Source organism: Castellaniella sp., from assembly GCF_034674885.1.
Classification (GTDB): domain Bacteria; phylum Pseudomonadota; class Gammaproteobacteria; order Burkholderiales; family Burkholderiaceae_B; genus Castellaniella.
On the sequence record NZ_JAUCDS010000036.1, the window covers coordinates 1 to 25,760 of the forward strand.

22 protein-coding genes and 1 tRNA gene are annotated in these 25,760 nt (G+C 62.6%); 14 read left to right on the forward strand and 9 right to left on the reverse strand.

From position 1 onward, the window contains the following. Positions 1 to 136: 136 nt before the first annotated feature. From VDP74_RS14250 to rpoC, 9 genes are all read left to right on the forward strand, one after another. Positions 137 to 212 (forward strand) — tRNA-Trp (locus VDP74_RS14250). A 40-nt stretch (positions 213 to 252) separates the two neighbouring features. Further along, positions 253 to 633 carry a preprotein translocase subunit SecE gene (gene secE / locus VDP74_RS14255; RefSeq protein ID WP_323000310.1) on the forward strand — a complete coding sequence of 127 codons (381 nt, stop codon included), beginning with the start codon at positions 253 to 255 and terminating at the stop codon, positions 631 to 633. Positions 634 to 647: 14 nt separating this feature from the next. Then, entirely contained in the window at positions 648 to 1,181 is a 534-nt protein-coding gene (gene nusG / locus VDP74_RS14260; protein ID WP_323000311.1) for a transcription termination/antitermination protein NusG, read from the forward strand. Positions 1,182 to 1,312: 131 nt separating this feature from the next. After that, entirely contained in the window at positions 1,313 to 1,747 is a 435-nt protein-coding gene (gene rplK / locus VDP74_RS14265) for a 50S ribosomal protein L11 (RefSeq protein WP_298014843.1), read from the forward strand. A gap of 2 nt (positions 1,748 to 1,749) precedes the next feature. Then, positions 1,750 to 2,445 carry a 50S ribosomal protein L1 gene (gene rplA, locus VDP74_RS14270; RefSeq protein ID WP_323000312.1) on the forward strand — a complete coding sequence of 232 codons (696 nt, stop codon included), beginning with the start codon at positions 1,750 to 1,752 and terminating at the stop codon, positions 2,443 to 2,445. A 228-nt stretch (positions 2,446 to 2,673) separates the two neighbouring features. Further along, on the forward strand, positions 2,674 to 3,198 hold the full coding sequence (gene rplJ, locus VDP74_RS14275) for a 50S ribosomal protein L10 (RefSeq protein WP_323000313.1): 525 nt from the start codon (positions 2,674 to 2,676) through the stop codon (positions 3,196 to 3,198). A 73-nt stretch (positions 3,199 to 3,271) separates the two neighbouring features. Further along, entirely contained in the window at positions 3,272 to 3,652 is a 381-nt protein-coding gene (gene rplL / locus VDP74_RS14280; RefSeq protein WP_323000314.1) for a 50S ribosomal protein L7/L12, read from the forward strand. A gap of 166 nt (positions 3,653 to 3,818) precedes the next feature. Then, positions 3,819 to 7,922: a DNA-directed RNA polymerase subunit beta gene (gene rpoB / locus VDP74_RS14285; protein ID WP_323000315.1), complete on the forward strand. Its 4,104-nt coding sequence runs from the start codon at positions 3,819 to 3,821 to the stop codon at positions 7,920 to 7,922. After that, positions 7,922 to 12,175 (forward strand): DNA-directed RNA polymerase subunit beta', encoded by a 4,254-nt coding sequence (rpoC, locus tag VDP74_RS14290; RefSeq protein WP_323000316.1) that lies wholly within the window; start codon positions 7,922 to 7,924, stop codon positions 12,173 to 12,175. Before rpoB ends, rpoC begins: the two co-directional genes overlap by 1 nt. A gap of 104 nt (positions 12,176 to 12,279) precedes the next feature. Here the strand turns inward: rpoC and VDP74_RS14295 are convergent, their stop codons facing one another. Next, positions 12,280 to 13,446 (reverse strand): mandelate racemase/muconate lactonizing enzyme family protein, encoded by a 1,167-nt coding sequence (locus tag VDP74_RS14295; RefSeq protein WP_323000317.1) that lies wholly within the window; start codon positions 13,444 to 13,446, stop codon positions 12,280 to 12,282. Between the two features lie 106 nt (positions 13,447 to 13,552). Here VDP74_RS14295 and VDP74_RS14300 point away from each other — a divergent pair, with 106 nt between their 5' ends. Continuing rightward, positions 13,553 to 14,470, forward strand: a complete 918-nt coding sequence (locus tag VDP74_RS14300) for a LysR family transcriptional regulator (RefSeq protein WP_323000318.1) — start codon at positions 13,553 to 13,555, stop codon at positions 14,468 to 14,470. 69 nt (positions 14,471 to 14,539) lie between these two features. Continuing rightward, the gene (aroE, locus tag VDP74_RS14305; RefSeq protein WP_323000319.1) at positions 14,540 to 15,355 is read left to right on the forward strand and encodes a shikimate dehydrogenase; all 816 of its coding nucleotides are present in this window, start codon (positions 14,540 to 14,542) and stop codon (positions 15,353 to 15,355) included. A 10-nt stretch (positions 15,356 to 15,365) separates the two neighbouring features. Here aroE and VDP74_RS14310 read toward each other — a convergent pair whose 3' ends face one another. The 8 genes from VDP74_RS14310 to VDP74_RS14345 all read right to left on the reverse strand — a co-directional run bounded on the left by VDP74_RS14310 (position 15,366) and on the right by VDP74_RS14345 (position 22,186). Continuing rightward, positions 15,366 to 16,181, reverse strand: coding sequence for a sugar phosphate isomerase/epimerase family protein (locus VDP74_RS14310; RefSeq protein WP_323000320.1), 816 nt, complete (start codon positions 16,179 to 16,181; stop codon positions 15,366 to 15,368). Between the two features lie 36 nt (positions 16,182 to 16,217). Next, positions 16,218 to 16,868 (reverse strand): TetR/AcrR family transcriptional regulator, encoded by a 651-nt coding sequence (locus VDP74_RS14315; protein WP_323000321.1) that lies wholly within the window; start codon positions 16,866 to 16,868, stop codon positions 16,218 to 16,220. Beyond that, the gene (aroQ, locus tag VDP74_RS14320) at positions 16,861 to 17,307 is read right to left on the reverse strand and encodes a type II 3-dehydroquinate dehydratase (RefSeq protein WP_323000322.1); all 447 of its coding nucleotides are present in this window, start codon (positions 17,305 to 17,307) and stop codon (positions 16,861 to 16,863) included. The genes VDP74_RS14315 and aroQ overlap by 8 nt, the downstream gene beginning before the upstream one ends. A 72-nt stretch (positions 17,308 to 17,379) precedes the next feature. Next, positions 17,380 to 18,396, reverse strand: coding sequence for a TRAP transporter substrate-binding protein (locus tag VDP74_RS14325; protein ID WP_323000323.1), 1,017 nt, complete (start codon positions 18,394 to 18,396; stop codon positions 17,380 to 17,382). 24 nt (positions 18,397 to 18,420) lie between these two features. After that, on the reverse strand, positions 18,421 to 19,701 hold the full coding sequence (locus VDP74_RS14330) for a TRAP transporter large permease subunit (protein ID WP_323000324.1): 1,281 nt from the start codon (positions 19,699 to 19,701) through the stop codon (positions 18,421 to 18,423). Further along, the gene (locus VDP74_RS14335) at positions 19,698 to 20,207 is read right to left on the reverse strand and encodes a TRAP transporter small permease (protein ID WP_323000325.1); all 510 of its coding nucleotides are present in this window, start codon (positions 20,205 to 20,207) and stop codon (positions 19,698 to 19,700) included. The genes VDP74_RS14330 and VDP74_RS14335 overlap by 4 nt, the downstream gene beginning before the upstream one ends. Before the next feature lie 29 nt (positions 20,208 to 20,236). Continuing rightward, the gene (locus tag VDP74_RS14340; RefSeq protein WP_323000326.1) at positions 20,237 to 21,130 is read right to left on the reverse strand and encodes a shikimate dehydrogenase; all 894 of its coding nucleotides are present in this window, start codon (positions 21,128 to 21,130) and stop codon (positions 20,237 to 20,239) included. A 171-nt stretch (positions 21,131 to 21,301) separates the two neighbouring features. After that, entirely contained in the window at positions 21,302 to 22,186 is an 885-nt protein-coding gene (locus VDP74_RS14345) for a 4-hydroxyphenylpyruvate dioxygenase (protein WP_323000327.1), read from the reverse strand. Positions 22,187 to 22,515: 329 nt separating this feature from the next. Between VDP74_RS14345 and rpsL the strand changes: the two genes are divergently transcribed. From rpsL to fusA, 3 genes are all read left to right on the forward strand, one after another. Then, positions 22,516 to 22,890: a 30S ribosomal protein S12 gene (gene rpsL, locus VDP74_RS14350; RefSeq protein WP_291768350.1), complete on the forward strand. Its 375-nt coding sequence runs from the start codon at positions 22,516 to 22,518 to the stop codon at positions 22,888 to 22,890. A 147-nt stretch (positions 22,891 to 23,037) separates the two neighbouring features. After that, complete coding sequence (gene rpsG, locus VDP74_RS14355) at positions 23,038 to 23,508, forward strand: 30S ribosomal protein S7 (RefSeq protein WP_323000328.1); 471 nt, start codon at positions 23,038 to 23,040, stop codon at positions 23,506 to 23,508. A 30-nt stretch (positions 23,509 to 23,538) separates the two neighbouring features. Beyond that, a complete protein-coding gene (fusA, locus tag VDP74_RS14360; protein WP_323000329.1) occupies positions 23,539 to 25,641 on the forward strand; it encodes an elongation factor G in 2,103 nt (700 codons plus the stop codon). Positions 25,642 to 25,760: the final 119 nt, after the last annotated feature.

The following is a 25,760-nucleotide window of genomic DNA, read 5'->3' on the forward strand; positions in this document are numbered from 1 at the left end:
CCGCGAAGGCGGCCGCACCGTGGGCGCCGGCGTCGTCGCCAAAATCATCAAGTAAAACTGATGTACAATGGTGGGCTGGCCGCCCGCCACGTTTTAGAAAACGACGGTGCGGCAACGCACCATCGTTTTTAGGTCTAGGGGTATAGCTCAATTGGCAGAGCGTCGGTCTCCAAAACCGAAGGTTGAGGGTTCGATTCCTTCTGCCCCTGCCACCGATCACTTCACCGCCAATGCGGTGCCAACCGCCCGATTATGTCGCAACAGAACGTAGAAACAGTCAATCGAACCGCCGATCGGATCAAGCTCGGCCTGGCTGTGTTTGTCATTGCAGCAGGGATCGTGGCGTATTCGGTTCTGATCGATCAGCCGACTTACGTCCGGGTCGGCGCCTTCATCGCCGGCTTGATCGTTGCAGCCGTGATTGTCATATTCAGCGACACCGGACGACGTACCTTGGCGTTCGGTCGCGAGTCCTACAACGAAACCCGCCGTGTCGTCTGGCCTTCGCGCCAGGAAACCACGCGCATGACAGCGATTGTGTTCGCCTTCGTGGTTGCCATGGGGATCCTGCTGTGGGTGGCTGACAAGCTCCTGGGCTGGATCATCTATGGTCTGCTGCTGGGCTGGAACTAAGGAAAAATTTCCGCATGAGCAAACGCTGGTATGTCGTCCATGTCTATTCTGGCATGGAAAAAAGCGTCCATAAGGCCCTGGTCGAACGCATCGAGCGCGCCGGGCTGCAGGACGCCTTCGGCCGTATCCTGGTTCCCTCCGAGGAAGTCGTCGAAATCAAGGACGGCCGCAAGTCGATCACCGAACGCCGGATTTTCCCCGGCTACGTGCTGGTCGAGATGGATCTGACCGACGAAACCTGGCACCTGGTCAAAAGCACCAACCGAGTTACCGGGTTCCTGGGCGGTTCGGGCAACCGCCCGGCCCCGATCTCCGAACGCGAGGTCGAAAAGATTCTGTCGCAAATGGAAGAGGGCGTGGAAAAACCGCGCCCCAAAGTCCTCTTCGAGGTGGGCGAGACCGTCCGCGTCAAGGAAGGCCCGTTTGCCGACTTCAACGGCAGCGTCGAAGAAGTCAACTACGAGAAAAGCAAGGTCCGCGTGTCGGTCACGATCTTTGGTCGCGCCACACCGGTCGAACTGGATTTCAGTCAGGTCGAAAAGGTCTGATTTCCGACCACCGGGCCGCGCCTGGGCAGGCATCCCCTCGGGGACAGCAGGCCGCGGACGCAGCACAGGGGTCTTAACCCGGGGAGCCTGCCTGTTTTCAGGCGGGCGCAATCACCCGACAGGAGCATCGCATGGCGAAGAAAATCGTCGGCTTCATCAAGCTGCAAGTGCCAGCTGGTAAGGCCAATCCCTCTCCTCCGATCGGTCCGGCGCTGGGTCAGCGCGGTCTGAACATCATGGAATTCTGCAAGGCGTTCAACGCCAAGACCCAGGGCATGGAACCCGGTCTGCCGATCCCCGTGGTGATCACCGCCTTCGCCGACAAGAGCTTCACGTTCATCATGAAGACTCCGCCGGCCACGATCCTGATCAAGAAGGCCGCTGGCATTCAAAAGGCTTCGGCGCGTCCGAACTCCGAAAAGGTCGGCAAGCTGACCCGTGCCCAGGCGGAAGAAATCGCCAAGACCAAAGAACCGGATCTGACGGCAGCCGATCTGGACGCCGCTGTGCGGACCATTGCCGGTAGCGCCCGCAGCATGGGCATCGACGTGGAAGGGGTGGTGTAATCATGGCAAAGCTCAGCAAACGCGCCGCAGCCATCGCTGCCAAGATCGACCGCACCAAACTGTATCCCGTGGCCGAAGCCCTGACCCTGGTCAAGGAAACCGCCACTGCCAAGTTCGATGAATCCATCGACGTGGCGGTCCAGCTGGGCATCGACCCGAAGAAATCCGACCAACTGGTTCGTGGTTCCGTCGTGTTGCCCGCCGGTACGGGGAAATCCGTCCGTGTCGCCGTGTTCGCCCAAGGCGAAAAGGCTGAAGCCGCCAAGGCTGCCGGCGCCGACATCGTCGGCCTGGACGACCTGGCCGCCAGCATCAAGGACGGCAACATCGACTTTGACGTTGTCATCGCTTCGCCCGACACCATGCGTGTCGTCGGTGCCCTGGGTCAGGTGCTGGGTCCTCGCGGCCTGATGCCCAACCCCAAGGTCGGCACCGTTACCCCCGACGTCGTCACCGCCGTGAAGAACGCCAAGGCTGGTCAGGTGCAGTATCGCACCGACAAGGCCGGCATCATTCACGCCACGATCGGTCGCGCGTCCTTTGACGTTGAAAAGCTGCAAAGCAACCTCGGTGCTCTGATCGACGCCCTCAACAAGGCTCGCCCTGCGGCGGCCAAGGGCATCTATCTGCGCAAGGTTGCCGTGTCCTCCACCATGGGTGGCGGGGCGCGTGTCGAAGTGGCCTCGCTGGCCGGCTAAGACATATAGAACTTTGGGCCGTGCCCGGTCACTTGATCGGGCACTGCTGTCAAAGACCGCTGGAGCCTCTCATCCAGACATCATCGGATCAGAGGCTTAATCCCGGGTAGTCCACCGGATCCAGCGTAGACGGCGCCCAGGAAGATTTCATTCATGAACTCGACCAGGTGCGCCGCATTCGGTTGATGTCGGAGGTTTCTCCGGCATCGTTAGAAGGAGTGTTCAACCATGAGTCTCAATCGCCAAGAAAAGGCGGTGGTCATCGAGGAAGTCGCTGCTGAAGTCAGCCGCGCCCAGTCGATCATCGTCGCCGAGTACCGTGGTCTGGACGTCGCCTCCGTAACCGTATTGCGCAAGACTGCGCGTGAATCGGGCGTTTACCTGCGCGTGTTGAAGAACACGCTGGTGCGCCGCGCGCTGGCCGGCACCCCCTTCGAGGGTCTGTCCGCCCAGCTCACCGGTCCGCTGATCTATGGGATCAGCACCGACCCGGTGGCGGCCGCCAAGGTCCTGGCCGATTTCGCGAAAAGCAATGACAAGCTGGTCATCACGGGCGGGGCCCTCCCCAACAGCCTGCTGAGCCAGGATGGTGTGAAGGCCCTGGCCACCATGCCGTCCCGCGAGGAATTGCTGTCGAAGCTGCTGGGCACCATGCAGGCGCCCATCGCTCAGTTTGTGCGTACGCTCAACGAAGTGCCCACGAAGTTCGTGCGCGGCCTGGCGGCCGTTCGCGACCAAAAGCAGGCTGCGTAAGCAGACTGCCTGGGGCTTCGCTGTTACCAGCGACAACCAAACCTGGCTTATTTAATTATCTGGAGTTCTAAAAATGGCAACTAAAGCTGAAATCCTGGACGCGATCGCCGCCATGAGCGTGCTCGAACTGTCCGAGCTGATCAAGGAAATGGAAGACAAATTCGGCGTGTCCGCTGCTGCGGCCGCTGTCGCCGTGGCTGCTGCCCCGGCCGCTGGTGGCGCTGCCGCCGCTGCTGAAGAGCAGACCGAATTCACGGTCGTTCTGGCCGAAGTCGGCGCCAACAAGGTCAGCGTCATCAAGGCTGTTCGCGAAATCACCGGTCTGGGCCTGAAAGAAGCCAAGGACCTGGTCGATGGCGCTCCGAAGCCCGTCAAGGAAGGCGTGGACAAGGCTGCTGCCGAAGACGCCAAGAAGAAGCTGGAAGAAGCCGGCGCCAAGGTCGAACTGAAGTAAGACCCTGCTCGCCGCGCCCGGGAAGCGATTACGCCTTCCCGGGCTTTTGCGTTTCCAGAAAACCTGTGTTCGATGCCCTTGATGGCATTCATCAGAGCCAGGTTTTCCGGAGTCGTAAACCATGGCCGTGGTTAACGGCCTAAGCAACCCTCGAGTCGGAGTGCTCATGCCTTATTCGTACACCGAAAAGAAGCGCATACGCAAAAGCTTCGCCAAGCGCGCGGACGTCCAGGACGTTCCGTATCTGCTGGCCACGCAATTGCATTCGTTCAAGACCTTCCTGCAGGCGGATAGTACCGCATCCAAGCGCAAGGACGAAGGTCTTCAGGCGGCCTTCAATTCGATATTTCCAATCGTCAGCCACAACCAGATGGCGCGGTTGGAGTTTGTCAGCTATGTGCTGGGCACCCCGGTCTTTGACGTCAAGGAATGCCAGCTGCGTGGTCTGACCTACGCGTCGCCGCTGCGCGCGAAAGTCCGCCTGGTGCTGATGGATCGCGAAGTCAGCAAGCCCACCGTCAAGGAAGTGAAGGAACAGGAAGTCTACATGGGCGAAATTCCGCTCATGACGGACACCGGTTCGTTTGTGATCAACGGCACGGAACGTGTCATCGTGTCGCAGCTCCATCGTTCGCCGGGCGTGTTCTTCGAGCATGATCGCGGCAAGACCCACAGCTCGGGCAAGCTGCTGTTTTCTGCTCGTGTGATTCCCTACCGCGGTTCGTGGCTGGATTTCGAATTCGACCCCAAGGACATCCTGTTCTTCCGGATCGACCGTCGCCGCAAGATGGCCGTCACCATCCTGCTGAAGGCGCTCGGCATGACGCCGGAAGCCATCCTGGCCTATTTCTCGAATTTCGACCACATCGCGCTGCACAACGAAGGCGGCATGCTGGAGTTCGTGCCCGAGCGCTGGAAGGGCGAAGTCGCCCGCTTTGACATTGCCGACAAAAAGGGCAACGTCATCGTCGAGAAGGACAAGCGCATCAATGCCAAGCATCTGCGCGACCTGACCGCCGCCAAGGTCGATCACATCTCCGTGCCGGAAGACTTCCTGCTGGGCCGTGTGCTGGCGAAAAACGTCGTCAGTGCGGACACCGGCGAAGTGCTGGCGCAGGCCAATGACGAAATCACGGAATCCCTGCTGGCCGAGCTGCGCGCCGCCGGCGTGCGCGATATCGAAACGCTGTACATCAACGAACTGAACGAAGGCGCCTACATTTCCCAGACGCTGCGCACGGATGAAACCGCCGACCAGATGGCCGCGCGCGTGGCCATCTACCGCATGATGCGTCCTGGCGAGCCGCCGACCGAAGAAGCTGTCGAGGCCCTGTTCCAGCGCCTGTTCTATTCCGAGGAAACCTACGATCTGTCGCGCGTGGGCCGCATGAAGGTCAACAGCCGCCTGGGCCTGAACGAAGGCAACGAAGGCCCGTTGACGCTGACCGACGACGATATCCTCAGCACCATCAAGGTTCTGGTGGATCTGCGCAATGGCCGTGGCCAGATCGACGACATCGATCACCTGGGCAATCGTCGCGTGCGCTGCGTGGGCGAACTGGCGGAAAACCAGTTCCGCGCCGGCCTGGTGCGCGTCGAACGCGCCGTCAAGGAACGTCTGGGTCAGGCTGAAACCGAAAACCTGATGCCGCACGACCTGATCAATTCCAAGCCGATTTCTGCGGCCATCAAGGAATTCTTCGGTTCCAGCCAGCTGTCGCAGTTCATGGACCAGACCAACCCGCTGTCGGAAATCACGCACAAGCGCCGCGTTTCCGCTCTGGGACCGGGCGGCCTGACGCGCGAACGCGCGGGCTTCGAAGTCCGCGACGTGCACCCGACCCACTACGGTCGCGTCTGCCCGATCGAAACACCGGAAGGCCCGAACATCGGCCTGATCAATTCCCTGGCCCTGTACGCTCGCCTGAACGAATACGGCTTCCTGGAAACCCCGTATCGCAAGATCATCGACGGTCGCGTGTCCGACCAGATCGAATATCTGTCGGCCATCGAGGAAAGCAAATACGTCATCGCCCAGGCCAACGCGCATTTGGATGACGATGGCCGCTTCGAAGACGACCTGGTCGCCTGCCGCGAAGCCGGTGAAACCATGCTGACGGCCCCGGCCAACGTGCACTACATGGACGTGGCCCCGTCGCAGATCGTGTCGGTGGCGGCATCCCTGATCCCGTTCCTGGAACACGACGACGCGAACCGGGCCCTGATGGGCGCCAACATGCAGCGTCAGGCCGTGCCTTGCCTGCGGCCCGAAAAGCCGCTGGTCGGCACCGGGATCGAGCGCACCGTGGCCGTTGACTCTGGCACGACCGTGCAGGCCACGCGTGGCGGGATCGTCGATTTCGTCGATGCCGAACGTGTCGTGATCCGGGTGAACGATGATGAAAACGTCGCTGGCGAAGTCGGCGTAGACATCTACAACCTGAAAAAATACACGCGTTCCAACCAGAACACGAACATCAACCAGCGTCCCATCGTGGCGCGCGGCGACCTGGTCGCGCGCGGCGACGTGCTGGCCGACGGCGCGTCCAGCGACCTGGGCGAACTGGCCCTGGGTCAGAACATGCTGATCGCGTTCATGCCCTGGAACGGCTACAACTTCGAAGACTCGGTGCTGATCTCCGAACGCGTGGTGGCCGACGATCGCTATACCTCGATCCACATCGAGGAACTGACCGTCGTCGCACGCGATACGAAGCTCGGACCCGAGGAAATCACGCGCGATATCTCGAATCTGGCCGAGACTCAACTGAACCGCCTGGACGATTCCGGCATCGTGCACATCGGCGCCGAAGTCCGCGCCGATGACGTGCTGGTCGGCAAGGTCACGCCCAAGGGCGAGACCCAGCTGACGCCGGAAGAAAAGCTGCTGCGCGCGATCTTCGGCGAGAAGGCCTCCGACGTGAAGGACACCTCGCTGCGCGTGCCTTCCGGCATGGTCGGCACCGTCATCGACGTGCAGGTCTTCACCCGCGAGGGCATCGAGCGCGACAAGCGCGCCCAGTCCATCATCGACGACGAACTGCGCCGCTACCGCCAGGACCTGAACGACCAGCTGCGCATCGTCGAGAACGACGCTTTCGACCGTCTGCGCAAGCAGCTGTTGGGCAAGACCGCCAATGGTGGTCCGCGCAAACTCGCCAAGGGCACGGCGCTGGCCGCCGAATACCTGGACGACCTGGATCGCTGGCAGTGGTTCGACATCCGCCTGGCCGACGAAGACGCCGCCGTTGCCCTGGAACAGGTCAAGGACGCGCTGGAACAGAAACGCCACCAGTTCGACCTGGCCTTCGAGGAAAAGCGCAAGAAACTCACGCAGGGCGACGAACTGCCGCCGGGCGTGCTGAAGATGATCAAGGTCTATCTGGCCGTCAAGCGCCGCTTGCAGCCGGGCGACAAGATGGCCGGCCGTCACGGCAACAAGGGCGTCGTCTCGCGCATCACGCCGATCGAAGACATGCCCCACATGGCCGATGGCACGCCGGTGGACATCGTGCTGAACCCGCTGGGGGTGCCGTCGCGGATGAACATCGGCCAGGTGCTGGAAGTTCACCTGGGCTGGGCCGCAAAGGGTCTGGGTCAGCGAGTCGCCGACCTGCTCGACGAAGAACGTGGTGTGCAGATCAAGTCCGTGCGCAAGATGCTGGATACCGTCTACAGCGGTTTCGCGAAGCTGGATCAGCTGTCCGACGACGAAGTCATGTCGCTGGCCAACAATCTGCGTCGCGGGGTGCCGCTGGCCACGCCGGTGTTCGACGGTGCGACCGAGCAGGACATCACCCACATGCTGGAAGTCGCCTATCCGGATGACGTCGCCGAGCGCCTGAAGCTCACCAGCGGCCGCACCCAGGCCTGGCTGACCGACGGCCGTACGGGCGAGGAATTCGAGCGTCCCGTGACCGTGGGCTACATGCACTTCCTGAAGCTGCACCACTTGGTGGACGACAAGATGCACGCCCGCTCCACCGGTCCGTACTCCCTGGTCACGCAGCAACCGCTGGGCGGCAAGGCGCAGTTCGGCGGCCAGCGTTTCGGGGAAATGGAAGTCTGGGCACTGGAAGCCTACGGCGCCGCCTACACCCTGCAGGAAATGCTGACGGTGAAGTCCGACGATATCTCTGGCCGGACCAAGGTCTACGAGAACATCGTCAAGGGCGATCACGTGATCGATGCGGGCATGCCCGAGTCCTTCAACGTGCTGGTCAAGGAAATTCGATCCCTGTCCCTGGACATGGATCTGGAGCGTAAATAATGAAAGCGCTACTCGATCTCTTCAAGCAAGTCTCCCAGGACGAGCAATTCGATGCCATCAAGATCGGCATCGCCTCGCCCGAAAAGATCCGCTCGTGGTCCTTTGGCGAGGTCCGCAAGCCCGAGACGATCAACTACCGCACGTTCAAACCGGAACGCGACGGTCTGTTCTGCGCCAAGATCTTCGGTCCGATCAAGGACTACGAGTGCCTGTGCGGCAAGTACAAGCGCCTGAAGCATCGCGGCGTCATCTGCGAAAAGTGCGGTGTCGAAGTCACGGTGGCGAAGGTCCGTCGCGAGCGCATGGGCCACATCGAGCTGGCCAGCCCGGTGGCGCACATCTGGTTCCTGAAGTCCCTGCCGTCGCGGCTGGGCATGGTGCTGGACATGACGCTGCGCGACATCGAGCGCGTGCTGTATTTCGAAGCCTGGTGCGTGATCGAGCCCGGCATGACGCCGCTGAAACGCGGCCAGATCATGTCCGACGACGATTATCTGTCCAAGACCGAGGAATACGGCGACGACTTCCACGCCCTGATGGGCGCCGAAGCCGTGCGTGAACTGCTGCGCACCATCGACATCGATTCCGAAGTCGAGAAACTACGCGGCGAACTCAAGGCCACGGGCTCGGATGCCAAGATCAAGAAGATCTCCAAGCGCCTGAAGGTCCTGGAAGGCTTCCAGAAGTCCGGCATCAAGCCCGACTGGATGATCATGGAAGTCCTGCCGGTGCTGCCGCCGGACCTGCGCCCCCTGGTGCCGCTGGACGGCGGGCGTTTCGCCACGTCCGACCTGAACGACCTGTACCGCCGCGTCATCAACCGCAACAACCGCCTCAAGCGCCTGCTGGAACTGAAGGCCCCGGACATCATCCTGCGCAACGAAAAGCGCATGCTGCAGGAGTCCGTGGATTCGCTGCTGGACAACGGTCGTCGCGGCAAGGCCATGACCGGCGCCAACAAGCGCCAGTTGAAGTCCCTGGCCGACATGATCAAGGGCAAGAGCGGACGCTTCCGTCAGAACCTGCTGGGCAAGCGCGTCGACTATTCTGGCCGTTCGGTCATCGTGGTGGGCCCGCAGCTGCGCCTGCATCAGTGCGGCCTGCCCAAGCTGATGGCGCTGGAACTGTTCAAGCCCTTCATTTTCAATCGCCTCGAAATGATGGGTCTGGCGACTACCATCAAGGCCGCCAAGAAACTGGTCGAGAGCCAGGAACCCGTCGTCTGGGACATCCTGGAAGAAGTCATCCGCGAACACCCGGTCATGCTGAACCGGGCGCCGACCCTGCACCGTCTGGGCATTCAGGCGTTCGAACCGCAGCTGATCGAAGGCAAGGCCATCCAGCTGCACCCGCTGGTCTGCGCGGCGTTCAACGCCGACTTCGACGGCGACCAGATGGCCGTGCACGTGCCGCTGTCCCTGGAAGCCCAGCTGGAAGCCCGCACCCTGATGCTGGCGTCCAACAACGTGCTGTTCCCGGCCAACGGCGAACCGGCCATCGTGCCGTCCCAGGATATCGTGCTGGGTCTGTACTACGCCACGCGTGAGCGCATCAACGGCAAGGGCGAGGGCATGTTCCTGGCCGACCTGGCCGAAGTCCAGCGCGCCTACGACAACCACGAGGTCGAACTCCAGACCCGCATCACGACGCGTGTGCCGGAATACACCAAGGGCGAAGACGGCCAGTGGTACGAGGAAGTCCACCGGTATCAGACTACGGTGGGCCGCGCGCTGCTGTCCGAGATCCTGCCGCATGGCCTGCCCTTCACCGTGCTGAACAAGTCGCTGAAGAAAAAGGAAATCTCCAAGCTCATCAACATGTGCTATCGCCGCTGCGGCCTGCGGGCCACGGTGATCTTTGCCGATAAGCTGATGCAGTCCGGCTATCGCCTGGCCACTCGCGCAGGCGTGTCCATCGCCATGGGCGACATGGTGGTGCCCGACGCCAAGCGCGACATCCTGGCGCAGGCCTCCAGCGAAGTGAAGGAAATCGACCGCCAGTACTCTTCCGGTCTGGTCACGGCCCAGGAACGCTACAACAACGTGGTGGACATCTGGGGCAAGGCCGGCGACCGCGTCGGCAAGGCGATGATGGAACAGCTCTCCACCGAGCCGGTCATCGACCGCCACGGCAAGGAAGCCCGCCAGGAATCGTTCAACTCCATCTACATGATGGCCGACTCCGGCGCCCGGGGTTCCGCCGCCCAGATCCGTCAGCTGGCGGGGATGCGCGGCCTGATGGCCAAGCCGGACGGCTCCATCATCGAGACCCCGATCACGGCCAACTTCCGGGAAGGCCTGAATGTGCTGCAGTACTTCATCTCGACCCACGGTGCGCGTAAAGGCCTGGCCGATACGGCGCTGAAGACCGCCAACTCCGGGTACCTGACCCGCCGTCTGGTGGACGTGACCCAGGATCTGGTGATCACCGAGGACGATTGCGGCACGACGCACGGCTACGTGATGAAGGCGCTGCTGGAAGGCGGCGAAGTCGTCGAAGCCCTGGGCGATCGGGTGCTGGGACGTGTGACGGCCATCGATGTGGTCAATCCGGATTCCCAGGAAACCGTCATTCCTGCGGGCACCCTGCTGGACGAAGACAAGGTCGAACTCATCGAGCAGCTGAACATCGATGAGGTCAAGATCCGTACCCCCCTGACCTGCGAAACCCGCCATGGTCTGTGCGCCCATTGCTACGGGCGCGATCTGGGCCGCGGATCGCTGGTCAACAAGGGCGAGGCGGTCGGCGTGATCGCCGCCCAGTCCATCGGCGAACCGGGTACCCAGCTGACGATGCGGACCTTCCACATCGGTGGCGCGGCCTCGCGTTCGGCGCTGGCCAGCTCGGTCGAGACCAAATCCGCCGGTTCAGTGGGTTTTGCCATCGGTCTGCGCTACCTGACCAACGCCAAGGGCGATCGCATCGCCGTGTCGCGGTCCGGCGAAATCGTCGTCTATGACGACAACCGCCGCGAGCGCGAACGCCACAAGATCCCCTACGGCGCCACCATCCTGGTGGGCGACGGCGACACCATCAAGGCCGGCGCCAAACTGGCTTCCTGGGATCCGCTGACCCGTCCGATCGTGTCCGAATATACCGGCACGATCCGTTTCGCCAACATCGAGGAAGGCGTGACCGTTGCCCGTCAGGTCGACGAGATCACCGGTCTGTCCACGCTGGTGGTGATCACGCCCAAGACGCGCAGCACCAAGGGCGCGGCGCGTCCGCAGATTCTGTTGCTGGATGAGCAGGGTCAGGAAATCAAGGTTGCTGGCACCGACCATGCGGTGGCGATCTCGTTGCCCGTGGGCGCGCTGATCACCGTGCGTGACGGCCAGGCCGTCGGCGTGGGCGACTTCCTGGCGCGGATTCCGCAGGAATCGCAGAAGACCCGCGACATCACGGGCGGTCTGCCGCGCGTGGCGGAACTCTTCGAAGCCCGGTCCCCGAAGGACGCCGGCGTGCTGGCCGAAGTCACCGGTACGGTGTCCTTCGGCAAGGACACCAAGGGCAAGCAGCGTCTGGTCATCACCGACATGGACGGCGTCAGCCACGAGTTCCTGATTTCCAAGGAAAAGCAGGTGCTGGTGCACGACGGCCAGGTGGTCAACAAGGGCGAACTGATCGTCGACGGTCCGGCCGACCCGCACGATATCCTGCGTCTGCAGGGCATCGAGCCGCTGGCCTCCTACGTGGTCAACGAAGTCCAGGACGTCTATCGTCTGCAGGGCGTGAAGATCAACGACAAGCACATCGAAGTCATCGTGCGTCAGATGCTGCGTCGCGTGAACATCACCAATGCCGGCGATACGGAATTCATCACCGGCGAACAGGTGGAACGCGCCGAGCTGCTGAACGCCAACGACCGCATGGAAGCCGAGGGCAAGCTCCCGGCCACGTACGACAACGTGCTGTTGGGGATCACCAAGGCCTCGCTGTCCACGGATTCGTTCATCTCGGCCGCGTCCTTCCAGGAAACGACCCGGGTGCTGACCGAAGCCGCCATCATGGGCAAGCGCGACGAACTGCGCGGTCTGAAGGAAAACGTCATCGTGGGTCGCCTGATCCCGGCGGGTACCGGTATGTCCTACCATATCGCCCGTCACGAAAGGGAGATCTTCGAGGCCGCAGAACGGGCCGCCGCGCGCGAGCAGGCCAACCCGTTTGCTGATCCTTCGGAAATGGCCCATGTGGGTTCCGACGAATCCGACGCCGACCCGGCTGCGGAATCGGATACGCCGTCTGAAGAATAAGCCGCTGTTTGCAGCGTGCTGAAAGGCCGCCCCGGGTTTGCCTGGGGCGGCCTTTTTTTATCGCCTGGAAACGGTTCTGCCGGCGCGGCGAGCCCGCACTGTGATCAGTCCAGCAGGGTCCGCAGTTCGCGGTACAGGTCGGCCTTGCCCTCGAAGCCGATGCCGGGCAGTTCGGGCAGCGTCACGAAGCCGTTTTCGACCTTTACGCCGTCCGGGAATCCGCCATAGGGCTGGAACAGGTCGGGGTAGGACTCGTTGCCGCCCAAGCCCAGGCCGGCGGCGATGTTCAGCGACATCTGGTGCCCGCCGTGCGGAATGCAGCGGCTGGCCGACCAGCCGTGTTCCTTCAGCATGTCCAGCGTGCGCAGGTATTCGACCAGGCCGTAGCTGAGCGCGCAGTCGAACTGCAGCCAGTCGCGATCCGGGCGCATGCCGCCGTAGCGGATCAGGTTGCGTGCGTCCTGCATCGAGAACAGGTTCTCGCCCGTGGCCATGGGGTTCTTGTAGAAGCTGCGCAGCGCCGCCTGCAGTTCGAAGTCCAGCGGATCGCCGGCCTCTTCATACCAGAACAGGTCGTATTGCGACAGGGCTTTGGCGTAGGCGATGGCGGTTTCCAGATCGAAGCGCCCGTTGGCATCCACGCACAGTTTCTGACCGTCCTGCAGGACTTCCATGATGGCATCGATGCGGCGCAGATCCTCGTCCAGCGACGCGCCGCCGATTTTTTTCTTGACCACGGTATAACCGCGATCGAGATAGCTGCGCATCTCGTCCTGCAGTTTTTTGTAGTCCTGGCCGGGGTAGTAGTAGCCGCCTGCTGCGTAGACGAAGATGCTGCGATTCGGTGTGCCGTCGCCGTAGCGGTCGGCCAGCAGCTGGTACAGCGGCGTGCCTGCGATCTTTGCTGTTGCGTCCCAAACCGCCATGTCGATGGTGCCGATCGCCACCGAGCGTTCGCCGTGGCCGCCGGGCTTTTCGTTGGTGAACATGGCCTGCCAGATCTTATGCGGATCGAGGTTCGTGCCGGCGTCGTCGATCAGTGATTCGGGCGCGGCAGCCAGCACGCGTGGGATGAATCGTTCGCGCATGATGGCGCCCTGGCCATAGCGGCCGTTGGAATTGAAGCCATATCCCACGATCGGTTTGCCGTCGCGAATGACGTCGGTGACGACCGCCACCACGCTTAGCGTCATCTTGCTGAAGTCGATGTAGGCGTTGCGGATGGAGGAACTGATGGGAACGGTTTTTTCGCGGATGTCGACGATCTTCATAATAGGTGGGGTCCGGATGTGGTCTTGAACAATGACATAATCGGATGTTCTTGCCTGGTCGGCCAATGTTCAATTCGACTGAGGCTATGCACTGGACGAACCGCTCATGAACTTCATCTGGCTTGAGGACTTCCTGGCGCTGGCAGCGACGGGCAGCTTTTCGCGCGCGGCAGAGGCGCGGCACAGTTCCCAGCCGGCATTCAGCCGCCGCATCCGGGCGCTGGAGGCCTGGGTCGGGGTCGATCTGCTGGATCGCAGCACGCAGCCGGCCCGCCTGACCGTGGCCGGTGAATGGTTCCAGAAGGAAGCGCAGGAACTTTTGGCGCGTGTGGCCCGAGTGCCCGGCGATGCCAAAAGGGTAGCCGAAACCAGCGCAGTGACGCTGCGACTGGCCTCCACGCATGCGCTGTCGTTCACGTTTCTGCCCCGGTGGCTGCGCCGTCTCGAGTCGGCCGCTACCATCGGACCGGTCCAGTTGATGTCCGATGTCCTGCAGCGTTGCGAAATCCTGATGCAGCAAGGGAAGGTGCAGTTCGTCCTGAGCCATGCGCATCCGAAGGTCCGGGGCACTTTGGATTCGGATGCGTATCTCTCGGCGCACGTGGGCGACGATGTGCTGATCCCCGTGTCTGCGCCCGATCCGCTTGGTCGCCCGCTGCATTCGCTGGATGCGGAGACGGCCGTGCCCATACTTCGATACAGCGAGGAATCGGGTCTGGGGCGGATTCTCCAGGCGCGGTTGGGCGCGCGCCTGCGCAAGGGGGCCGCGCGCGTGGTCTTCACGGCGCATCTCGCCTCGGTGCTGCGCACGATGGCGCTCGACGGGCGGGGCATCGCCTGGCTGCCGCAGACCTTGGTGGAGGAAGATCTGGCCTCGGGGCGGTTGGTGCCTGTGGCGGACGCGGATTGGAGCGTTCCCATTGCGATCCGGCTGTATCGCGAAAGGGAACTGACGGGGAGGGCGGCCGAGGCACTCTGGGCATCCGGTCTCGCGCTGTCCCGTCAGGTTGATTGCGCGGATTGAGCAGGGCCTGCTTGCACCCGTCCTTTATTTGTTACGCTAAGACCTTTTCCGCCGCCGCGCCGACACCCCATGACCGACCGTTACGCCGTCATCGGCAATCCGATTGCCCAGTCCAAATCCCCTGTCATCCATGCGGCGTTCGCTCGACAGGTCGACCACGACATTCGCTACGACGCAGTGTTGGCGGCGCCGGACGCGTTCGAGCACACCGTGCGGGCCTTCATGGCCGAGGGTGGCCGCGGGATGAATGTGACGGCGCCGTTCAAGCTGGACGCCCTGGCCTTGTCCGACCGGCTCAGCGACCGGGCGCAGGCGGCGCAGGCCGTGAACACCCTGAGTTTCACCGAGGACGGCATCGTCGGCGACAACACGGATGGCTTCGGCCTGGTGTTCGATATCCAGAGTCATCTGCGCATGCCCCTGGCGGGGCGGCGCATCCTGATCGTGGGAGCGGGCGGCGCGGCGCGAGGTGTTCTGCTGCCGCTGCTGCAGGCCGGTCCGGCCAGCCTGCTGGTCGTCAACCGTAGCCAGGACAAGGCGCAGGCGCTGGTCGAGCCTTGGACGGGCCGGTATCCCACCATTGCCGCAGGCGGCTTGCCTGCGGTGCGCGGCAGGCAGTTCGACGTCGTCATCAATGCGACATCCACGGGCCTTTCCGATACCGCTCTGGATTTGGGGCAGGACTTGTACGCGCCCGGGGCGCTGGCCTACGAGATGGTGTATGGACGCGAGACGTCGTTCATGGCGGACGCCCGCGCCCAAGGGGCTGCGGTGGTGGCCGATGGCCTGGGCATGCTGGTCGGGCAGGCGGCGGAATCCTTCCGCATCTGGCGTGGCGTGATGCCGGATCCCGACCCTGTCCTGCAGATGCTGTTGTCCCGCTGACTGGGGTTTGCTAGTCGTTTTCCGGTCCCAGGACCTGGCGCGAGGCCTCCAGGCAATGCCGGACCCAGGCGACGTGGCCTCGTTCATGGGATTGCTGCTCGTTCGGGATCTCGACGCTGATCAGGATGTCCTGCGGCAGCCGCTGGAACATGGCCTGCAGCGGGATGGCGCCTTCGCCGGGCGCCAGGCGCGCGGATCGGGACAGCTGGAGCAATGCCGCTGTATCGGTGGGCAGGTTTTCCGGCGCGTCGCAGATCTGGGCGTAGTGCACCATTGAGTCGGGCAGATCCGCCAGCTGGTCCAGCGTGCTGCCGGACCGGGTGAAGTGCAGGGGATCGATCAGCACGCCGCCGTTGTCCTGCCCGGCGGCTTCAATCAGGGCGCGGGCGGTGGGCAGGTTGTTGACGGCCAGCCAGGGCATGAATTCGATGTCGGCGGTCAGTCCATAGGGCTTGCAGGCCTCGCACAGGCGCGCGAACGAGTCGATCAGGCGATTCGGGTCGCGATCTTCCCCAGCCACCAGGATGTTCTTGGCGCCCAGCCGCTGCCCGATCTCGAAGAAGGACTGGTAGGGGCTGACCTGGAAGGTTTCGTTCAGGCGCAGGATTTCGATGTCCTGGACCTGGACGCCGGTATCCCGCATGCGCGCCAGGGTTTCGTCCAGCAGCAGCGGGTCGTCCATCAGGCGATAGGCGACCCCGCCGAAGGTGAAGGGCAGCAGCCGCAGGCCGACAGCCTGGTAGCCAGCCTGGGCGGCGGTGTCGACCAGGTCGGGCGGGTTCAGGTTCAGTGCGGTCAGGTGAGCAAGGGAAAAGCGGCGAGACATGTTTCGATCCATCCGATGGCCGAAGAGCGGGCAGGGTTAAACCAGCATGTAGCGCAACACCATCTCGATGACGTTGGCGCGTCGCTGAGCGTAGATTTCCGGGTCCATCACGTTGCGCCGGAAGATCAGGGAAAACGTGTGCTGGTTGGCCACGTTGAAGAAGCACAGCGCGCTGATCGATGCGTGGATGTCGATCGGGTCCAGGTCCTTGCGAAACAGGCCCTGTTCGCAGCCGCGCGCGTAGATGCCACGGATCCCGGCAATGGCAGGGATGTTCAGGTCCTTGATCGTGGCCGACTGTGCCAGGTAGTGGCCGTTGTGGATGTTTTCATTCATGACCAGCCGCACGAAATCCGTGTTCTGCGACTGGTAGTCGAAGGTGAACCCGACCAGCGTACGCATGGCCTGGTCCGGGGGCAGGCTTTCCAGGTGCAGCGTGCTTTCGATGTCGCGGATGTTGCGGTAGGACTCTTCCAGTGCCGCCAGGTACAGTCCCTGCTTGCTCTTGAAGTAGTAGTAGATCATCCGCTTGCTGGCGGAGGTCTGTTCCGCGATTTCGTCGATCCGGGCCCCCGCCAGCCCTTTTTTGGCGAATTCCCGGATGGCGACTTCCAGAATGTTGCGGCGGGTGGCTACCGGGTCGTTCGCACGGCCGCCCGATTCGGGAAGGGAGGCGGCGTCATGCATGCTGGGCCTTTGCGGCCGACACGGCCGCCCGCAGGGCCAGCAGGTAGCTGTCCGCGCCGAAGCCCGCGATCTGGCCCAGGCAGACTTCGGCCAGTACGGAATGGTGGCGGAAGGCCTCGCGGGCGTGGATGTTGGACATATGGGTTTCGACGATGGGCACCGACAGAATCGCCAGCGCGTCGCGGATGCCGTAGCTGTAATGAGTCCAGGCCCCCGCATTGATGATGATGCCGGCGATGCCTTCGTCGTGCGCGCGGTGGATGCGTTCACAGAGCTCGCCTTCGCAGTTCGTCTGGTAGGTCTCGACCTCGACCCCGAGTTCCGCAGCCAGTCCTGCCAGCCGGTCGTCGATCTGTTCCAGCGTGATCGTGCCGTATTGCCGGGGATCGCGCTTGCCGAACATATTGAGGTTGATGCCGTGCAGAACGAGGAATTTCATGAATGCGTGTCCAGTGTGAGGTAGAGCCTCGGGCGCGGAGGGGCGTCAGCCCGCCCGCGCCCGTCCGGGGGGCTACTGATGGCGGATCTTGTCCAGCTGGGAATACAGCGCCTTCGCCGTTTCCTCGCCGACTTCCTGCGAGTATTTATCCACGACAGGTTTGACCATTTCGCGCATCTTGTTCAGGTCGTCCGGGGACATCTCCGTGACTTGCATACCGTGCTTCTTCAGGGTTTCCAGCGCGGTGGTGGCCGCGTCACGCGAGACCTTGCGCTGGTAGGCAGCGGCCTCGGTGGCAGCTTCCTGGATCAGCTTTTGCTCGTCGGGGTTGAGGGTGTCCCAGAACTTCTTGCTGATGATAACGGACTGGGGGTTGTAGATGTGGCGAGTGATGGCCAGGTATTTCTGCACCTCGTCGAGCTTGGCGTTCAGGATGACCGTGAACGGGTTCTCCTGGCCATCCACCGCGCCCTGTTCCAGCGCGTTGTAGACCTCGGGCCAGGCCAGCGGCGTCGGGTTGGCGCCCAGGGCCTTGAAGACGTCCACGTAGATGGGCGACTGGATCACGCGCAGTTTCAGGCCGGCGATGTCTTCGGGCTTGTTGATGGGGTGCTTGCCATTGGTGATGTTGCGAAAGCCCAGATCGAAGTACGTCAGGCCTACCAGCCCCTTGGCCTGCAGCTTCTGGTGCAGTGCCTGGCCGAAGGGGCCATCGATCAGCGCATCCACTTCCTTGTCGTTGTTGAACAGGAAGGGGAAGTCGTAGGCGGCGAAGTCCTTGACCTGCGCCTGCAGGATGCCCGAGTTCAGCACCGTCATCTCGATGGTGCCGCCCTGCAGCGCGGAGACGGTTTCCAGGTCACCGCCCAGGACGCCGCCTGGGAACAGGCGCACCCGGATCTTGTTGCCGGACTTCTGGGCGATCAGGTCGGCGAATTTCTGCATGCCCATCACCTGGGGATGGCCCTTGTTGTTCTGCGAGGCGAACTTGATGGTGTGTTCGCGGATGTCGGCGGCCTGGGCGGGGGCCAGGGATGAAAGCCCCAGTGCCATGGCGATGGCGGTGCTCAGGAATATACGTCGTTTCATTGCTTGTCTCCTTTGATGATCAGACTAGTAAAGCCAGCGGGCGGGAACGAGAACCAGGCTGGGGAACAGCACCAGAAGCGCAAGGACGACGAGTTGCGCGACCAGGAACGGCAGTGCGCCCCTGACCGTGTCGTCCATGCTCAGGCGGCCGACGCCGGCGACGGTGTTGAGCACCGTGCCGACGGGCGGCGTGATGAGGCCGATTGCGTTGTTGATGATGAAAAGCACACCGAAGTACACCGGATCGATGCCGGCGGCCTTGACGGCGGGCATCAGCACCGGCGTCAGGATCAGGATGGTGGGCGTCATGTCCATGGCCGTGCCGATCAGCACCACCAGGATCATGGCCACGATCATCAGCATCAGCGGGTTGTCGATCAGGGGTTCGAGCAGATCGACCATGCGGTCGGGCAGGCCGGCCACCGTGATGAGCCAGGCGCTGACCATAGCGGCGGCCACCAGCAGCATGATGATGGCGCTGACCTTGGCCGAGTTGTAGAAGACGCGGTAGAAGTCCCCCCAGGACATTTCCCGGTAGATCACCGTGGACACGAACAGGGCGTACACCGCAGCGACTACTGCTGCTTCGGTGGGGGTGAAGATGCCAAAGCGCAGGCCGACGACGATGATGACGGGCATGCCCAGCGCCCAGATGCCTTCGCGCGCGGCCTGCAACACTTCGCGCAGGGACTTCCGGGGGGCGGGCGTCAGGTGCTTTTCCCGGCGCATCAGCCAGGCCCAGGTGAACCACAGCGCCGCACCCATCAGGAGCCCTGGGAAGATGCCGGCCAGAAAGAGCTTGGAGATCGAAACGTTGGCCGACACGCCGAAGATGATCAGCCCGATGCTGGGCGGGATCACCGGTGCGATGATGCCGGCCGAGGCGATCAGCCCTGCGGCCTGTTTCTTGTCGTGGCCGGCTGCAACCATCATGGGGAGCAGCAGCGCCGTCATGGCGGCGGCGTCGGCGACGGCCGAGCCCGACAGGGCAGCCATCAGGCAGGCGGTGATGATGGTGACGTAGCCCAGCCCGCCCCGGACGTGGCCGACAAGGACCAGGGCGAAGCTCACGATGCGCCGCGACAGCCCGCCCACGGTCATGATCTCGCCGGCCAGCATGAAGAACGGCACGGCCAGCAGGGGGAAGCTGTTGGCCCCGTTGATCAGGTTCTGCGCCAGGATCTGGGCATCGAACATGTCCAGCTGCCACATCAGGGCCGCCGCCGAGGCCATCAGGGCAAAGGCGATGGGGATGCCGATGGCCATCGAGCCCAGCAGCGCAAGGAGAAAGGTCGAGAGAATCATGCCTGTTCTCCTGCGTTGTCCAGGAATCGGTTCACCGAGCTGGCGGGCGCTGTGGCAAGCCTGAACAGGTCGCACAGCAGGATCAGCGCGCCCAGCACGCTGAACACGATGCCGCTGGAATAGAACCAGCCCATCGACATGCCCGTGATGGGGGCGGCCACGGACAGGTTGATCTCGGTCTGGGTCAGGGCGCCTCGGAAGACCAGCCAGCACAGGTAGAGCATGATCAGCCGGCCGGCGAGCAGGCTGGCGCGCCGGCCTTTGGGCCCCAGCGCGTTGACGACGAAATTCGACCCCAGGTGGGCGTTCTCGCGCATCGCCAGCACGCTGCCCAGGAAAGTCACCCAGATGAACAGCATGCGGGAGACTTCTTCGGACACGATGATCCCCGAGTTGAAGCCGTACCGCAGCACGACGTTGCCGAACACGAGGACCACCATGATCATCAGCATGACGGCGATCAGGCACTGCAGAAGTTTCGTGAAGCCTTCGATAATCTGTTTCAAGAGGGTCTCCCTGGATGCGGGTGAGAGGCTCAGCAGGCCTGCCGGGCGGCGGCCCGGCGTTTCAGAACCTGGGTGACGTGATCGGTCATGCGCGCGCTGTCGGCGGGAATGCCGCCGGTGTAGAGCTCGAACGCGCGGGCAGCCTGGTGCACCACCATGCCGATGCCGTCGACGGTGTGGCAGCCCTTGGCGCGGGCGATCCGCAGCAGTTCGGTTTCCAGCGGGAAGTAGATGATCTCCGAGAACCAGTGCCGGGATTCCAGCAGGTCCGGCGGCAACGGGGTGCCCGGGTGGCTGGCCATGCCGATCGGCGTGGCATTGACCAGGCCGTCGGCCTGCTGCATGGCGCCGACCAGATCCTGGCCGACCTGGACGGTAGCATCCGGAAAGCGCGTTTGCAGTGCGCCGGCCAGGTCCCGGGCCCGGTTTTCCGAGGGATCGAACAGGGTCAGGCAGCTGGCGCCCAGACGCAGGATGGCATCGGCCACGGCCGACCCTGCGCCGCCGGCGCCCAGCTGCACGACGCGACCGAGCGTTCGGGCGCCCATGTGTTGCTGCATGTTGCGCGTGAAGCCGTAGTGGTCGGTGTTGTGGCCGATGCGTCGGCCGTCACGCAGCACGACCGTGTTGACTGCGCCGATGGCGCGCGCCTCGTCCGATAGTTCATCCAGATGCTGGATGACCGCCTGTTTGCAGGGGTGGGTGATGTTCAGCCCGGTGAAGCCCAGCCGTTCCGCCGAGGTGAGCAGTTCCGGCAGGGCGGCTGCGGTCAGGCGCAGGGCCTCCAGGTCGATACGCTGGTAAAGACACAGGATGCCGTGGTGGGCGGCCTCGTCTTCGTACAGGGTCGGGCTGAGGGATTCACGGATTCCTTCTCCGATCAGGCCAAGCAGCAGGGCAGGTTTTTCAGTAGTGAGTCGCATGGTATCCATAAATGTACTAACTGGTACATGCAACGACTGTAGTTGAGGCCTGAACTAGGGTCAAACAAATTTTTATAGGGATTTTCCCGAGATGGGTGGTGCGCATGGCCCATGAAAAACCCGGCGCAAGGCCGGGTGAAAGGGCAGGAAGAGGGCCGCGTGGCCTGGTCTTCAGGGGTGTCCGGGGGCGGCGTTCGGGCAGCGGACGATCTCGAAGTTGATGCCAAAGGACAGCCCCGCCGTCACGGCGCCCTGCTGGCCAGGATGCGCGAATTCGTTGTCTTCGAAAGAAACGCCGCGCTCCCGCAGGGTACGGACGGTGGCCGGCACATCGGGCGTACCGAAGGCCAGGCGCGCCAGCTGTTCGTACCATTCGGCATCGAAGAGCGCGTCGCCGACGGGCTCGATCAGCTGCAGGTAGAAATGCCCGTGCGGGCTTTGAAGAATGGCGCCCTGGGGCAGGATGCCGAAGCGGGTATGGGGCGGCAGCGCGCGAAACCCCATCATCCGACCATAGAAGTCCGTCCATTCGGCGGTACTGTCGGGATTGATGTACTGGACGATTCCGAAGAACTTCAACCCCTCGATGACCGGGGCGGGGGCGGTGTCGTCCGTCAGGTATTCAAAGTCGACGTCGTAGATCGAGATGTTGTGCCTGTGGTCGATCAGGTAGAAGGTGGAATCGCCAGGGCCTCGGATGCCGGGGATCTTCAGTTCCATCACATCGGCCCGGGTAGGCACCGCCCAGGCGCCCTGCTGGATGCAGTGATGGTAGGCCCGGTTGGCGTTATCCACCCGGATGGCGATGGCGCTGATGCGATCGCCTTCGTCCTGCACGGCCCGGCTGGACAGCGCGATGTCGTCCGCGTTGATGATGATGTTCATGTCGCCCTGGCGATACAGGGAGACCGCGCGCGACCGGTGCCGCGCAACCCGCTGAAAGCCCAGCCGGGCCAGCACCGCGCCCAGTTCTTCGGGGTGCGGCGAAAGATATTCGATGAACTCGATCCCCCGCATGCCGAGAGGATCCTGGTCGGTCACAGCGTCGTGGGTCATCAGGTGCTCCGTATCAATGAACCAAACAGTACACTAGCTGGCCTGCTGCTGACAACATTGCCGTGACAGCCGGCGCTCCCCCGAGTTGCATATAAAGTGCCTTGTCTTTCGAGAGATGGGCGTGCTACACTGGCGAGCTTACCGAATAAAGGCGGCAGGTCGCAGTATGCGCTGCCAGATTTGTTGCCATCGGTAGGTTCATCAGGCACACCGCCTGATGGGCTCGTGCAAGACCCGCTCTTTTACGTCATCTCGTTTCAGGCGGATTTTGTACCAGTCACCTGAATATCGACGTAAACGTACGCAAGTACAAAGGATGCGTAAAGGTCATGCCTACTATTGCTCAACTGCTGCGCAAACCGCGCCAGGTCAGTCGCGAGAGCAGCAAGAGCCCGGCGCTGGAAAATTGCCCCCAGCGTCGCGGCGTCTGCACCCGTGTCTACACCACCACCCCGAAAAAGCCGAACTCCGCCTTGCGTAAGGTCGCCAAGGTGCGCCTGACCAATGGTTTCGAGGTCATCTCGTACATCGGCGGCGAAGGCCACAATCTCCAGGAACACTCGGTGGTTCTGGTGCGTGGCGGTCGTGTCAAGGACTTGCCGGGTGTGCGTTATCACATCGTGCGCGGTTCTCTTGACCTGCAAGGCGTCAAGGATCGCAAGCAAGCCCGTTCCAAATACGGCGCCAAGCGGCCGAAGAAGTAATTCTTCGCCCTCCCGCCGTCTCCCCTTGATCGCCCTTCGATCAAAACGTGCAGCCATCGCCATCTGGCTCTGGCAGGTAAGTGGCTCTCCTGATGGAGGCCGTGGCCGTCGAAAACGGCTCAACTGAATCGTCACAAGGAAATTGAAATGCCTCGTCGTCGCGAAGTACCCAAACGTGAAATCCTCCCTGATCCCAAGTTCGGCAGTGTCGAGCTGGCCAAATTCATGAACGTCGTCATGCTGTCCGGCAAGAAAGCCGTGGCAGAACGCATCGTGTACGGCGCGTTTGACCAGATCCAGGCCAAAACGGGCAAGGAACCCATCGAAATCTTCAACACCGCCATCAACAACATCAAGCCGGTGGTCGAAGTCAAGTCCCGCCGCGTCGGTGGCGCCAACTACCAGGTGCCGGTCGAAGTGCGCCCCGTGCGCCGCCTGGCCCTGGCCATGCGCTGGCTGCGCGAAGCCGCGAAAAAGCGCGGTGAAAAATCGATGGACCTGCGTCTGGCAGGTGAACTGATGGACGCCGCCGAAGGCCGTGGCGGCGCCATGAAAAAACGTGAGGATACCCACAAGATGGCCGAAGCCAACAAGGCCTTCAGCCACTTCCGCTGGTAATCCGACTGGCCATTCCACAGGAAACAGATCATGTCCCGCAAGACCCCCATCCAGCGCTATCGCAATATCGGTATTTCCGCGCACATTGATGCCGGCAAGACCACCACGACAGAGCGCATCCTGTTCTACACCGGCGTCAACCACAAGATTGGCGAAACCCATGAAGGCTCGGCCACCATGGACTGGATGGAACAGGAACAGGAACGCGGCATCACCATCACGTCGGCTGCCACCACGGCATTCTGGCGCGGGATGGAACACCAGTACGACGAACACCGCATCAACATCATCGACACCCCGGGACACGTGGACTTCACCATTGAAGTCGAACGTTCCATGCGCGTGCTCGATGGCGCCTGCATGGTGTATTGCGCCGTGGGCGGCGTTCAGCCGCAGTCGGAAACCGTCTGGCGCCAAGCCAACAAGTACGGTGTGCCCCGCCTGGCCTTCGTGAACAAGATGGACCGGACCGGCGCCAACTTCTTCAAGGTCTACGAGCAGATGCGTCTGCGCCTGAAGGCCAACCCCGTGCCCATCGTGATCCCGATCGGCGCCGAGGACAACTTCAAGGGCGTCATCGACCTGACCAAGATGCGCGGCATCATCTGGGACGAAGCCTCCCAGGGCACGAAGTTCGACTACATCGATATTCCTGCCGAGCTGGCCGATCAAGCCAACGAATGGCACGAGAAGCTGGTCGAGGCCGCCGCCGAAGCCAACGAGGAACTGATGAACAAGTACCTCGAGACCGGCGTGCTGACCGAACAGGAAATCGACAAGGGCATCCGTCTCCGGACCATCGCCGGCGAAATCCAGCCGATGCTGTGCGGCACCGCCTTCAAGAACAAGGGCGTGCAGCGCATGCTGGACGCGGTCATCGACTACCTGCCTTCCCCGGTGGACATCCCCCCGGTCAAGGGCACCGATGACGAAGGCAATGAAATCAGCCGCAAGGCCGACGACAGCGAAAAACTGTCCGCTCTGGCGTTCAAGCTGATGACCGACCCGTTCGTCGGTCAGCTGACCTTCATTCGTGTGTATTCCGGTGTGCTGAAGTCCGGCGACACCGTGTACAACCCGATCAAGGGCAAGAAGGAACGCATCGGCCGCATCCTGCAGATGCACGCCAACAACCGCGCCGAAATCAAGGAAGTGGTCGCGGGCGACATCGCGGCCGTCGTGGGCCTGAAGGAAGTCACCACGGGCGAGACCCTGTGCGACGTGGGCGACCACATCCTGCTGGAAAAGATGGAATTCCCCGAGCCCGTGATTTCCCAGGCCGTGGAACCCAAGTCCAAGGCCGACCAGGAAAAGATGGGCATCGCCCTGTCGCGCCTGGCCGCCGAGGATCCGTCCTTCCGCGTGCGCAGCGACGAGGAATCCGGCCAGACCATCATTTCCGGCATGGGCGAACTGCACCTGGAAGTTCTGGTGGACCGCATGCGCCGTGAATTCGGTGTCGAAGCCAACGTCGGCAAGCCCCAGGTGGCCTACCGCGAGACCATCCGCAAGACCTGCGAAGAAGTCGAAGGCAAGTTCGTCAAGCAATCCGGCGGTCGCGGTCAGTATGGCCACGTCGTCCTCAAGCTCGAACCCATGGAAGCAGGCGGCGGCTACGAGTTCGTGGACGCCATCAAGGGTGGTGTTGTGCCGCGCGAGTTCATCCCGGCGGTCGACAAGGGCATCCAGGAAACCCTGCCGGCTGGCGTGGTGGCGGGTTACCCGGTCGTGGACGTCAAGGTCACGCTGTTCTTCGGTTCGTACCACGATGTGGACTCGAACGAAAACGCCTTCAAGATGGCCGGCTCCATGGCCTTCAAGGAAGGCATGCGCAAGGCCAACCCGGTGCTGCTCGAGCCCATGATGCACGTGGAAGTCGAAACGCCCGAAGACTACGCCGGGACCGTGATGGGCGACCTGTCGTCCCGTCGCGGCATGGTGCAGGGCATGGATGACATCCCGGGCGGTGGCAAGATCATCAAGGCCGAAGTTCCCCTGGCCGAGATGTTCGGGTATTCGACCAGCCTGCGTTCGCAGACTCAGGGTCGTGCCACCTACACGATGGAATTCAAGCACTACGCTGAGGCCCCGCGCAACGTGGCCGACGAAGTCATCGCCGCTCGCGGCAAATAACATATGGCCCGGCCCCAGGCCGGGCATTTCCCTCTTTCATTTCCTAGGAAATTACAGGAATCATCATGGCAAAAGGCAAGTTTGAACGGACCAAACCGCACGTGAACGTGGGGACGATC